This window comes from Anaerovibrio lipolyticus LB2005, assembly GCF_000621545.1.
GTDB classification, from domain to species: Bacteria; Bacillota; Negativicutes; order Selenomonadales; family Selenomonadaceae; genus Anaerovibrio; species Anaerovibrio lipolyticus_A.
Genome location: NZ_JHYA01000004.1, coordinates 182,354 through 195,131, shown reverse-complemented (window position 1 = coordinate 195,131; position 12,778 = coordinate 182,354). Strand labels below are relative to the sequence as shown.

11 protein-coding genes are annotated in these 12,778 nt (G+C 40.6%); 2 read left to right on the top strand and 9 right to left on the bottom strand.

Going from position 1 to position 12,778, the window contains the following annotated elements; genetic code table 11:
• Positions 1 to 45 precede the first annotated feature (45 nt).
• The gene (locus tag T355_RS0105270; protein ID WP_027396842.1) at positions 46 to 2,310 is read left to right on the top strand and encodes an anaerobic ribonucleoside triphosphate reductase; all 2,265 of its coding nucleotides are present in this window, start codon (positions 46 to 48) and stop codon (positions 2,308 to 2,310) included.
• Positions 2,311 to 2,376: 66 nt separating this feature from the next.
• On the opposite strand, the gene T355_RS0105265 is transcribed toward T355_RS0105270, so the two are convergent.
• Positions 2,377 to 3,558, bottom strand: a complete 1,182-nt coding sequence (locus T355_RS0105265; RefSeq protein ID WP_027396841.1) for a glycosyltransferase — start codon at positions 3,556 to 3,558, stop codon at positions 2,377 to 2,379.
• Between the two features lie 130 nt (positions 3,559 to 3,688).
• On the opposite strand from T355_RS0105265, the gene T355_RS0105260 reads away from it, so the two are divergent.
• Positions 3,689 to 4,891, top strand: a complete 1,203-nt coding sequence (locus T355_RS0105260) for a hypothetical protein (protein ID WP_027396840.1) — start codon at positions 3,689 to 3,691, stop codon at positions 4,889 to 4,891.
• Between the two features lie 15 nt (positions 4,892 to 4,906).
• Here the strand turns inward: T355_RS0105260 and T355_RS0105255 are convergent, their stop codons facing one another.
• The 8 genes from T355_RS0105255 to T355_RS0105220 are packed head-to-tail and all read right to left on the bottom strand — an operon-like array spanning position 4,907 to position 12,774.
• The gene (locus T355_RS0105255) at positions 4,907 to 5,587 is read right to left on the bottom strand and encodes a cytidylyltransferase domain-containing protein (RefSeq protein WP_027396839.1); all 681 of its coding nucleotides are present in this window, start codon (positions 5,585 to 5,587) and stop codon (positions 4,907 to 4,909) included.
• Complete coding sequence (gene neuC, locus T355_RS0105250; RefSeq protein WP_027396838.1) at positions 5,584 to 6,747, bottom strand: UDP-N-acetylglucosamine 2-epimerase; 1,164 nt, start codon at positions 6,745 to 6,747, stop codon at positions 5,584 to 5,586. Before neuC ends, T355_RS0105255 begins: the two co-directional genes overlap by 4 nt.
• The gene (gene neuB, locus T355_RS0105245) at positions 6,744 to 7,742 is read right to left on the bottom strand and encodes an N-acetylneuraminate synthase (RefSeq protein WP_027396837.1); all 999 of its coding nucleotides are present in this window, start codon (positions 7,740 to 7,742) and stop codon (positions 6,744 to 6,746) included. The genes neuC and neuB overlap by 4 nt, the downstream gene beginning before the upstream one ends.
• Positions 7,743 to 7,753: 11 nt before the next feature.
• Positions 7,754 to 8,323 (bottom strand): acetyltransferase, encoded by a 570-nt coding sequence (locus tag T355_RS0105240; RefSeq protein ID WP_027396836.1) that lies wholly within the window; start codon positions 8,321 to 8,323, stop codon positions 7,754 to 7,756.
• A gap of 2 nt (positions 8,324 to 8,325) precedes the next feature.
• A complete protein-coding gene (locus T355_RS0105235) occupies positions 8,326 to 9,405 on the bottom strand; it encodes a nucleotidyltransferase family protein (protein ID WP_027396835.1) in 1,080 nt (359 codons plus the stop codon).
• A complete protein-coding gene (locus tag T355_RS0105230) occupies positions 9,398 to 10,576 on the bottom strand; it encodes a LegC family aminotransferase (protein ID WP_027396834.1) in 1,179 nt (392 codons plus the stop codon). Before T355_RS0105230 ends, T355_RS0105235 begins: the two co-directional genes overlap by 8 nt.
• Before the next feature lie 18 nt (positions 10,577 to 10,594).
• Positions 10,595 to 11,803 (bottom strand): polysaccharide biosynthesis protein, encoded by a 1,209-nt coding sequence (locus tag T355_RS0105225; protein ID WP_027396833.1) that lies wholly within the window; start codon positions 11,801 to 11,803, stop codon positions 10,595 to 10,597.
• Between the two features lie 53 nt (positions 11,804 to 11,856).
• Entirely contained in the window at positions 11,857 to 12,774 is a 918-nt protein-coding gene (locus tag T355_RS0105220) for a VirK/YbjX family protein (protein ID WP_037329869.1), read from the bottom strand.
• Positions 12,775 to 12,778 lie beyond the last annotated feature (4 nt).

Sequence of the window (12,778 nt, the reverse complement as noted above, 5' to 3'; positions counted from 1 at the left end):
CTTCCCCAAGGAGGAAGGCTATACATGAAAGGAATGTGTTGATATATGAAGCTAAAGCATGTTATAAAGCGCTCCGGCGTTGTGGTGGACTACGATTCCTCCAAAATTTTTAACGCCATTGCAGGAGCCAGCAAGGCTGTAAATGATTCCTTATCTACAAGGGATATTCAGAAAGTGGTGGACCAGGTGGAGTCCGCCATTGAGAACTGGGAAAATATTAACGTAGAGGATATTCAGGATATTGTTGAGAAGACCCTCATGGAGCAGGATTACTATGAGATAGCCAAGCGCTACATCATGTATCGCCAGCGTCATGCTAATCGCCGTGAGGCCCAGAAGCATCTGATGAACAGCTACAGGGATATTTTCTTCGCTGATGCTGTGGACTCAGACATGAAGCGTGACAACGCCAATATAAACACCGACGCCTCAATGGGTATTATGCTTAAATTAGGTGCCGAGGGTGCCAAGCATTTCGTGGATAACTATATGTTGCCTGAGGAATTTGCCAAGGCCGACAGAGAAAATTATATCCATATCCACGACAAGGACTTCTCCCTTATTACCCTGAATTGCTGTCAGATTGATTTGCTGAAGCTGTTCCATGGTGGCTTTTCCACGGGCCACGGCTTCCTGCGTGAGCCAAATTCCATCCGCGCGTACGCATCTTTGGCCTGTATTGCAATTCAGTCCAACCAGAATGATATGTTTGGTGGCCAGTCCATCAACGCCTTTGATTACGCCATGGCTGAGGGTGTGCGCAAGACCTTTAAAAAGGCTATTGCGGATGAAGCCTACAAGGCCTGCCTTTATCGTTTTGGCGGAGAAAAGTTAATCGCTGCCAAGGAATTCCGTAAGGCCTTTATGGCAGCTATGGACTACGACCGCTGCACCTTTACCGATGGTGAACCAATAGCAACGGAAGATAACATTAAGGCTATTACTGAAGCCCTGGGCAAGGTGCTGCCTGCAGATATTATGGAGACCAGTCCGGAGTTAAGGCTGGATGCTGCCAATATTTATCGCTTGGCCTGTGATGATACCACTGAGGAAACCCATCAGGCTATGGAGGCACTGATTCACAATTTCAACACCCTCCATTCCCGCGCTGGTGCCCAGGTGCCATTCAGCTCCATTAACTATGGTATGGATACCTCTCCTGAGGGACGCCTTGCCATGCGGGAGGTTATGAACGCTATTATGAGCGGTCTGGGTAATGGTGAAACCGCTATTTTCCCTATTTCCGTATTCCAGCTTAAGTCCGGGGTTAACTACAATCCTGGGGATCCTAACTATGATCTTTTCCAGCAGGCCTGCAAGACCTCTGCCAAAAGATTGTTCCCTAACTTCGTAAATGTGGATGCTCCATATAATCTCCAGTACTACAAGCCTGGCAACTACAACAGCGTAATTGCCACCATGGGCTGTCGTACCCGCACTATTGGTAATGTAAATGGCCCTAGCGAGGTGGGCAGCAGGGGTAACTTCTCCTTTACCACCATTAATCTGCCTATGCTGGCCCTGGAGGCTGACAGAAATATGGATAAGTTCTGGTGCCTCTTGGATAAATACATTCAGATTAGCCACGACTATCTTCTCTTCAGACTGCAGACCATTAAGCATAAGCACGTCTATAACTATCCGTTCCTTATGGGACAGGGTATCTGGATGGACAGCGATAAGCTGAAGAATACCGACTCCATTGAGGAAGTATTGAAGCACGCTTCCTATTCCATTGGTTTCTGTGGTCTGGCTGAGTGCCTGGTGGCTCTCATCGGCAAGCATCACGGCGAGTCTGAGGAGGCCCAGAAGCTGGGGCTGGAAATCGTGGGGCATATCCGTCAGAAGACTGATGAATATACCAAGGCAGAAAGTATGAACTGGACCTGCTTTGGTACTCCAGCCGAGTCCACTGCCGGTCAGTTCCAACGGGCAAACCGCAAGAAATTCGGCAAAATTGCGGGAGTTACCGACAGAGATTATATGACCAACAGCTCCCATGTGCCTGTATATTATGACATTAAGGCTTTGGATAAAATTCGCATCGAGGCACCTTACCACGAGCTGGAAAATGCGGGGCATATCGCTTATGTAGAAATGAACGGCGACCCTTCCAAGAATGTGAAGGCCTTTGAGGCTCTGGTTCGTGCCATGCACGATGCCAACATGGGCTACTTCTCCATTAACCACCCTGTTGACCGTGACCCTGTGTGTGGCTACACTGGCATTATTGAAAACGAATGCCCACACTGCAAACGGAAGGAAATCATCACTGGACATAAGATTGTGAAGAGACCTGTGTTTGAGTAATTGAATATTAGCAATATAAAAACAAGCTGCAATCACTTTTATGTGATAGCAGCTTGTTTTTTGCTCTTATTTATCCGCTTTATTCACTGTTTCTTGAATAAGACTTTCCCAAGTAGCCCAGATTTTATCATCACTGTATTCCTTCATTGCCTCATGGGCTGCGGCACCCATTTTTACACGAAGGTCCATATCTGACATTAACAGCTCTATCTTTTCCCGCAATGGCTCCACACCATCTTCAACCAAGAAACCATCTACACCGTCATGAACTAGTTCATTTACAGCTGGGCAGCTGGCATAGGCCACAGCAGGGAGTCCCACACTCATGCCTTCAGCAATAGTAAGTCCAAACCCCTCATAGGCACTAGGGAAAACAAAAATATCGCCCTGCCTAAGGACTGACTCCACATCATGGGTTGTCCCCATAATTTTTATGCGATCCTGCAAACCTGCACTATCTATCTTGACCTGCATTTCCTTAATATATCCTCGGCTATCCTCATTTCCCCAGATTTCAACATCCCAATCCGTATAAGTTGAAGCTAATGGAATAAATGCCTCCACTAATAAATGAGGTCGTTTATGTTTGCGTGCCAAACGACCAATAAAGGTAATTTTATGGCGTCCAGTATGGGAACCAATATCTTCTTTTTCGAACTGTGGTACAACATTGCCAACGACCACTGTCTTAGTATCCGGATATCTACTGGTAATTGCTTTCTTAAAGGACGGCATCAATACCTGTACCACATCACAATCCTTTATAGCCTGTACCTGCTTATCGGGATAATTATGAAACCAGTCCTCCGCCTCCCCATGACACATGAGAATAATAGGAATATCTGTCTTTAAATCTTGCAGAAATACCTTGGCAGCTGCAGGTTGAAAAGCAATGATAATATCAGGTTGTTCCTTTTCCAAAATTGCCCGAACATTATCCAACAAATAATTCTCTATAAATTCATCACCTATAGTGGCAGCCATTTTTTTGCTGAATCCACGAACCATCTCACGTCGAATACGATAGCTTAGTGGCAAAGTATAATCATGACCATCATAATGGCATATATTGTATTGACGCACTTCCTTATTTACCGGGAAAAAGCAAGCCCCTTGTTTGTGGTCCTGATAAACCATGGCTACATCATAGCCTCTTTGCTGCATAACATTGGCAAAGTTACAATGTACTTTGGCTGTGCCTCCAGTATCTCCAACCATTTTCGTAAAATTAGCCAATAGTAGGCGCATAACATCCTCTCCATTTTTCTATAAATAAAATTCACGACCAATTGTTGTATTAACATACTAATTATTATACACTATTTCTGTGGTTTTATCTCAGAACGCTGTCAAAACCAATGCTTAGGAGGAAATTAGTGTGATTTGTTTATTTGTTTGTGATACTGAATTTCAGTTATTAAATGCCATAAATATTAAATATCATTTATTAAAGGATGATACAGCTGACATTTTAGTCCATAACCGTCATCCTGAGGATAAAGATCTTATAGATAGAATTAAGGGGACAAATCAATTTAGAAACATTTACTCATTTATAGATGAACTGCAAGGAGTCCATCAATATATAAGGGATTTACAAAATAACGAACAGCGAATGGGAATATTTGAAGCTTTGCAGAACAGCTCAAAGCTATGTTACGATAACATGCGACAAAAATTTTGGGGAAGCGAAGAAATCTTGTCCCAAAGGATAAAAGGGTTCGATCAAATCAAAACCATTGCCTATGACGAGGTGTTTGCCTTCACTAATGGCACAGTATATAGGTCGTTAATTAGTCACTTAAAAAACCAGCCCGAAGGTTGTAAATTCAATTTACTTGACGAAGGGGCTGGCTCATATCTTAGGATGGATATTGATGAAATTGAAGCTGATACTGCCTATCTATATGAGCCAAATAATGCCATATATAGAGAAGCAATAAAAAGTACTGTTAAAATTCCTAAAATCAACCATGATGAAACTGCATTCATTGACACTATTAACGCAGTATTTAAAGCCTCTGATTTACCACATACTGAAATTAACAATGCAATAATTATGTGTGATCAGGGTTTTCAAAAAATGCCACCTTATTTAAGCAATGCCGGTAAACTGAGAAAAACTATTTTCGCTAATTCTTATAAAAAGCATATAAAAAATAGTGTATTGTACGATGAAGAAATTAGGCTATTTAAAAAAGTAATCGGGGGCATGCCTAAGCGGGAAGCATACATAAAATTTCATCCCAGACATGCTACAACCATGCTGGGTGAATACCACGATGTTAATGTAAAAGTGTTAGCTGAAAAAAACCTCCCATTTGAACTGATAAGTGCAAATTATCGTATAAAAAATACGCTTTTCATAACACCTTTTTCCAGCTCTGTTATTATGCATCACGCAGTTTTGGGCAATGAAAATGATGGAAATAAATACATATTATTACACCACTTGATGATGCCACAAAATATCAATCCGGCTCTGACTACCCTCTATGACAAGCTTACCAAAAATTATAGAGGTAAATTCTTTGTTCCAAAGACAGAAAAAGAACTAGATTGTTACTTAACATCTCTATAACCAACAGTAATCCCATTATTTCAGAAGGGCCTCTGCTATTTTAAAATCAAGTTCGGTATCAATATCTATTGAACGATTCCGAGGCATTATATATGCAAAACAATGGTTATTGTACAAATCTTTGCCAATATCAGATACTGCTTTGGTCAAATATATAGCTCCATTAATACGGTAATAAGTTGGTAATCCCTGCCGCCCAGAGGCACTTTTTGCTTCAGGTCGAATAAATCCATTTAAGCTACCATCTTCAGGCAAAATGTTACACCACAACGGAGAATGGTCTGTTTCACATACCCCAATGATGGTGCTGGCTTTTTTTTCTTGCATAAGATTAAACGCCCCCACAATATCTTTATCTGTGCGTAAAGGTGATGTGGGCTGTAATAACATCACATTATCAAAAACTTTTCCCTCGTCTTGATAATTAGCAAGTACTTCTCTAACAACATCCCAAGATGATGCCGTATCTGTGGATTCTTTAGCGCTTCTTAGGAATGGCACATTTGCACCACATTCTTTTGCTATTTCAGCATACCCTGCGCTATCTGTAGATACCATTACTTCATCAAAACAGTCAGATTTTATAGCTGCTTGAATAGAATACCACATTAACGGTTTCCCATTTAGCAGTTTTATATTTTTATTCTTCAAGCCTTTAGAACCGCTCCTGGCTGGAATAATCGCAATGTTTTTCATATATTTGCCTCAATGTCAAAAAACTTCTTTTTAAGATCTATATTATCTATGTTGACAACTTCATGAATCTTCTTAGCTATTTTTTCAGAAGTATTCCCAGCACCATATGGACTGACAACTGAATCACACACTGCTCTAAAAGCAGCAGACATTGCTTTATTTATAGCTATGGCAATACTACAAGTATCTTCACCACAGTTTATTATACTTTCAGACTGTAAACGACCGCGCTGCCTATCACCAATATTCACTGTTGGCACATGGAAGGCTGGGGTTTCAATTATCCCGCTTGATGAGTTGCCCAGAACAAATTCAGCGAATTTCATCAGTGAAAGATATCTCCTCACCCCAAGAGAAGTATACACATGAAGATTATCTATTCTCTTTTCCGCTTCATCCAACAGCTCATTTATCCTTGCACCGCCCTGATCCGCATTGGATTTGGTTACAATGAACTGCAATTGTGGGAAAGACTTAATCGCCGCAAGGAAAGACTCTATATGTCCATCAACACAGCTATCTTCCATTGTTACCGGATGATAGGTGCAAAGAGCATATTTACAATCATCCACGCCAATACTCTGTAACACTTCAGCTTTTGTCATATCAGCAACATTGAGTATGTTGTCAATACTGGTAGAACCGTAATTGAAAACGCGATTAGGATTTTCTCCAAGCTGAACAACCCGTTTCCTGCTGTCCTCATTGGTAACAAAATGGAGATAGCTCATCTTGGTTATGGAGTGTCTAATCCATTCATCCAAGGCACCTTCTGTTGTGTCACCACCGCACAGGTGAAAAACTGGGGTATGGGTGTTACCGGCCGCAATAGCTACAGCAAGCATTTCATAACGGTCTCCAAGTATAACAATACCATCATATTTTTCTGCCGCAAACAAATCCGTGAACTTAACCAAAGCTTCTGCCTGATTAGAGGAAATGTCTGCACAAGAAGCTGATTGCACTGATATAGGTATTTTATGGTCAATACGGTCATCAATATCATCGATAGTCATACCATAATGTTCACTAAGATGGGTTCCCGTCACGATTAACTCGACCTTAAACATTGCACTCTCAAGCGACCGCAATTTCTTTATAACAGGCGACAGCAGTCCATATTCAGCTCTTGTTGCTGTAACTACAGCTATCTTTTTCATAGTTCTATCAACTCGTCTTCACTGAAATCCCTTGGAGCAACTTTACCAATAATCTCATACCATTTCATTGGAGAAATACCATTCCCAGGTCGTTTGGTGGTTATATTTTTTTCTGATAAAATTTCACCCTTGACAATTTTACATGCCGCAACAATACTTTTTCTAGCAATGCTTTTGTTGCCAACTTCAGAAGCTGTAGTTCCTTTTATACTGGTACCTACAGCTTTTTCTATGTGCCGAATAGCACTTACCATCTGTGTAAGCTCATTTGGCTCAAGACTAGCCTTATGGTCAGGGCCTTCCAGCGTTTTATCCAAAGTGAAATGTTTCTCAATAACTGTTGCCCCCATAGCCACCGCAGCAATAGGTACTTCAATCCCCTTGGTATGGTCAGAATAACCAACAGGCTTGCCCGTCTCCTGAGCAATAGTATTCATAGCTGATAAATTTACATCTTCAAATGGGGTAGGATACTGCGTATTACAATGAAGAAGAATTATTTCCGGTGTACCGCCTTTCTCCAAGGCCTTGACAGCCTCCTTAATCTCCTGAATATCACTCATACCTGTGGAAAGAATAACTTTGCGCCCCGTTCCGGCTATTTTTTCAAGATATGGCAAATTGGTAATCTCGCCGGATGGAACTTTCCAAAAATCCATTTCCAACTTTTCCAGGAAATCAATACTTTCCAAATCAAAAGGAGTAGAGATGAAGCCTATTCCAATCTCATCACAGTACGCTTTTAAAGACACAAATTCATTATTGGATAATGACAACTTTTTTAGCATATCCAACTGGGATTCGGCGGAGTCAGTTGTCTCTTTTTGATACTCCGCCTTTTCAGCATAACGGGAAACTAGCTTCTCTGGCACAAATGTCTGAAATTTAATATAGTCAACACCAGCTTTTTTAGCAGCATCAACCATTTTTCTAGCAGTTGTTATGTCACCATTATGATTTACGCCTGCTTCAGCGATAATACATACCTTTTGCATAAAAATCGTCCTTATCTAATAGTAGCTCCCGCCGGAATGATGGCATTACCCTTTACCTCACGACACTGTATCACTGTGGCATTCGCTCCAATAAAGGCAGCTTCTCCAACTTTAACTTGCCCACACAATACTGCCCCAACAGCCACATGGGCATAATCCCCCACAACACATTCATGTTCAACAAGAGCCTTTGTGTTGATAATAACCATCTTGCCAACACCAGCCTCAGTATTTATTATTGCACCTTTACCCACAAAAGACCCTTCCCCGATTGCAGCTGTATCAGAGACACTAGCTGATGGATCTACAATAATTGGTAATTTGAAACCAATGTCTTTCAACTTACTATAAAGCTGCCGCCTGATTTCACCTTTCCCCATATAGCCGACACCAATAGCAGCATTTTTTATACCACTATCAAAAATAGCTTGAAGCTCATCATCAGTTCCCATATAGGAATACTGCGAGTCTGCTTTTTGTAAATCAGTGTAACCAACTATATGGTATTTTCCTTCCCGTTCAATACAGTCAGCCACACTTTTCGCGTGACCACCAAAGCCAACTATCACAATATCTTCCATAATCATTTCTCAGAAATTATATTCAACTTCTGCTCCATTCGCTTCATTTCTTCAAACTCACCCATATCCAGGAATGAATCCTCACTTATAGGATACGTACCAACCTTGCCGCCACTCTTAATTACTTTTTCCACCAAATGAGTCATGTGGAACAAGGTATCAGCTGGTATCAAATCAATAGTTTCAGGATTAATGATATACATACCAGTATTAATAAAATAGGAAAGTGTTGGTTTTTCCTCCATGGAAAGCAACTCACCATTCACTCCTGAATTAACAACACCATAAGGAACCGTAATATTTTTTAATGCTGAGACCATGGTAATATCGTTACCCGAATTAATATGATGCTCATATATATCAGCATAATCTGCCCTTATCAATGCATCACAATTCGTTACAAAAAGAGGCCTATCAAACTTATCCTCTATTAGTTTGATACTACCACCAGTTCCCAAAGGCTTATCTTCCTCGACAAATTTTACCTTGTATTGAGGTGACAAATCATTAAAATAGGAACGCAACATCCCTTTTTTATAATTAACTGTCATGTAATATTCATTAATATCGTATTCTACATAACAGTCAATTATACGCTCAACGATAGGAGTGTCCCCAATAGGAATAAGAGGCTTAGGGAGGATTTTGGTAAACGGGTAAAGGCGGGTACCTTTGCCACCAGCCATTATAACTACTGGTACGCCTTTGAGACTTTTATGCGATAAGGATGCATTACTAATCTCCTTCAGTATAACAATATCTATAATTCTATAACGACTATCTAAAATCGGTACCGCTGTAATGGATTTTTCCACCATTATGGATTTAGCTCTATTTTTTTCGTGAACAGGTAAACTAACCGGATTTTTAAACATAACAGCTTCAGCTGAAGCTGTTAGTTCACCACCCTTTAATATCCACCGTCTAATATCACCATCAGTTATACAACCGATTAAGGCCTGTGAACTATCTACAATAAATAAAATGCCCGCATCACTGGCGTGGCTATCTATTTTTGCCATAGCTTCTACCACTGTTAGTGGTAATGTGCTTATAAACACCTTTATTCGCTCCTTATTCATGAGCAAATTCCCCCAACACTTTCTTTACCTGCTCAACAACAAACTCAATTTCTTCCTTGGTTATTTGAGTACTGGACGGCAGATTTAAAATCCTTTCTGCATAATATGGTGCCTTTTCCAGCTTATAGGTTACCTCTTTCTTATATGGTATCTGCTCATTAATGAGCCCCCAAATAGCACGGGTCTGAACCCCACACTTTTCCAGTGCCGTGATAATATCACGCATACTTGCTTTAACTTTATCACGATTGATTTCCAAAGAATAAAACCACATATTGGAGTAAATATCCTCGCGGAATCCTATCATCTTTCCATATTCAAAGCCCTCAAACAGTTCACAATATAGCTCAAAATTGGACTGCTTACGGTGGATAAAATCTGGCAATTCTTCCATCTGAGCTACTCCCAAGGCAGCTTGGAGATTAGTCATTCGGTAGTTATAGCCCACTTCATTATGAATGTAATAATGAACATCATCCTTCGCCTGGGTAGACAAATATCTGATATGATCCACAACCTTTGTATCGTTGGCGGTAACAGCACCACCACCACCAGTGGTTATAATCTTATTTCCATTAAAGGAATAACAGCCAAAATCACCAATCGTGCCAGCGTATTTTTCAGCAAAAGGACCCACTGTATATTTACTGCCCAAAGCCTCAGTAGCATCCTCAATTACTTTGAGGTTATATTTCTTGGCAATATCCATAATTGCAACCATATCTGCCATATTGCCAAAGACGTGAACCACCACTACAGCCTTTACTGCTTGATTATGATAATGAAGCTGGTTTCCATCAAAGCTGCAGTCATTTTCGCAAAATGCCTGTAATTTTATTGGATCCATACAAAAGCTGTCATCACAGTCGATAAATATTGGAGTGGCGAACTGATATTTTACTGGATTTACCGCAGCAATAAAGGTGAGTGGTGGAACCAATACCACATCTCCAGGGCGTACGCCAGCCTCCACCATAGAAAGATGTAACGCAGCTGTACCACTCTGACAGGCAGCCACATTATCTGTATGTAAAAAATCTGCCAGCTTTTTCTCAAGATTGGTAATATAGGAGCCACCAGTGGAAACCCAGCCTTGTTCAATGGCATCGTCTACATATTTTCGTTCATTTCCTTCGAAATTTGGTATAGATAAAGGTACAAATCTGTTCACATTTACATCTCCCACAAATTACATTTTGCTATCCAGTGACTTTCCAGTTTCAATATGTTCAAAATTTGGCAAATAATCCGCCATTATAGCCACCACTTCTTCCTTGGTGGTATTCTCTTTATCAAATACAGCTGTTAATTTATCAAACAATGCCGCGACTTTTGCCTTGTCAGGTATCTCTTTACCAGTTACCACACCCAAAGATTTAAGGCGGTTCATATCAACCATTTCAGCATCTGTATAAAACTCCTCATAGGCCTTTTCGCCAGAGGTGTTGGAGCCAGAATAATGTACTGGATATTTATTACTTCCATTCTTTAATTCAATAGCGTTATCAATAGCTTCCTCATCGCTGTCACATTCCAATACATCATAACCATGTTCTTTCAAAAAAGCTGTGGCTATTTTATCAAAGGTCATCATCTGGGCCTCTTCAAGACGAGGGAAGAAGATTTCCCGGTTATTTCCCAACATACAGGACAACATACAAATTTGCCCGCTTTCCTCTGGGGACACAAAATAACGCTTTATGTCAGAGGGTGCACTGATAGGCTGAAGCTTTTGCAGTCTGGCAATGAATCCCGCTGGAAGTGAGCCATTAGAAAAAGCAACATTAGCAAAACGCGCAGTTTTTACTGGGAATTTATCGGAGTAAGCAAAAATAACATCTTCCATAATGCGCTTGCTGGCACCCATTATATTTACAGGATTTGCAGCCTTATCCGTAGAAACGCAGAAATATTCCTCCGGAGGAATTTCTGCCAACAAATCCAATAACTTCTTGGCCTGTAAAACATTATTCTGTAAGAGAGCTTCCACAGAATAAATATCTTTTTCCGAACGGACATGCTTGTGAGCGGAAAAATTGGCCACAATATCAAAACCACCACGACTTCTGAACATCTTTTCAAACACCGTATATGCAAAATTCATAGGGTATGGTACATAATCATATGGTACGTACATTCCTTTCGTTGAACGCAAATCACGGGTCAGCTCTGCCAAACCATTTTCATTTGTATCCACTACGACAAGAGTTGCTGGCTTAAATGGCAAAATGGCTTTGATAAATGATGAACCAATTGAGCCCGCCCCACCAATAACAAGAACAGTTTTATCAGATATTTTCCTACTTAACTGCTCTTTATTGTCCTCAATATCGGTGAGAAACATACTCTGTTCCCGTTTGGTAACATATTTATTAATAAACTTATCCAAATTAAACACTATCTTCCACCATCCCAGTGTACTCATTTATAACATTTTCTTACGCTAATTTTCTATCGAAGCATTTTCTTTATTGACTCTGCTATTGCAGCATCTATCGTATCTAATAATTCAAAACGACGTCTGTAAACGGCACGCTTTCTAGTTGGAACCTCATCCATGGTCTTACGTGGCTCCACCAGCGGAAGTTCATCGAACCGTTCATCCGCAGTTGAATGCCCACCGGCCTCCGCCCAGAAATCACTAAATGAGGTCTTTAACTTACGATCAGTGCGGATATGATTATTGGCATAATATCCATAATTAGTTACAGCATATATCTTCTGCAGACCTAAAATTCTGGCTACAGCCTGAGCAATATACAAAATCAAATTCTTTGTTCGATAACGATGACAGCTGTTGGTTATTTTCTTAACAATCTCCTTGGCATCGTCCATATTGGGCCCCTGCATGGCCCCTATCCACATGGACCAATTTTCTTTTTTATCAGGAGCTATCCAAAAAATAATCTGATAAAGAGGCTTGTTGTCCAGGCGTAAAACTACAGACATCATGCCTTCCTTACGTTGACCGGCTTCATAATACAGAACCGCCCGAAAGTGCTGACCATCTATTTCGCCCCCATCCCATATGGTGAGGTTCTTTTCCTGATATAAATCCTTCAACACCTCTGGCTGTAACTTATCCGCCAAATAATCCAAATGATTTTTAACTATATTGGCCCGCTCATCAAAAGTAGATTTATTAAAGAAAAATGCACGGGTAGGCTGCTCGTAAACGAATGGATATAATTTCTGTATTTCTTTCAATAACGGATCGCTGTTAAAATGCCGCTGCAGACTATTTAACCTACTCCTATAGCGCAACGAGCGAAGCAAAAACACATAATAACGGCGTGCTTCCCTTGTCTTGCTTATATCATATATCTGTTTCCCCAAAGCAATATAGCTTTGAAGCTTGTTTTCACTCATGAAT

Coding starts and splice junctions, on each gene's coding strand:
- T355_RS0105270 (WP_027396842.1), top strand. CDS start 46: ATGAAGCTAAAGCATGTTATAAAGCGCTCCGGCGTTGTGGTGGACTAC.
- T355_RS0105265 (WP_027396841.1), bottom strand. CDS start 3,558: ATGCGCCTACTATTGGCTAATTTTACGAAAATGGTTGGAGATACTGGA.
- T355_RS0105255 (WP_027396839.1), bottom strand. CDS start 5,587: ATGAAAAACATTGCGATTATTCCAGCCAGGAGCGGTTCTAAAGGCTTG.
- neuC (WP_027396838.1), bottom strand. CDS start 6,747: ATGAAAAAGATAGCTGTAGTTACAGCAACAAGAGCTGAATATGGACTG.
- neuB (WP_027396837.1), bottom strand. CDS start 7,742: ATGCAAAAGGTATGTATTATCGCTGAAGCAGGCGTAAATCATAATGGT.
- T355_RS0105240 (WP_027396836.1), bottom strand. CDS start 8,323: ATGGAAGATATTGTGATAGTTGGCTTTGGTGGTCACGCGAAAAGTGTG.
- T355_RS0105235 (WP_027396835.1), bottom strand. CDS start 9,405: ATGAATAAGGAGCGAATAAAGGTGTTTATAAGCACATTACCACTAACA.
- T355_RS0105220 (WP_037329869.1), bottom strand. CDS start 12,774: ATGAGTGAAAACAAGCTTCAAAGCTATATTGCTTTGGGGAAACAGATA.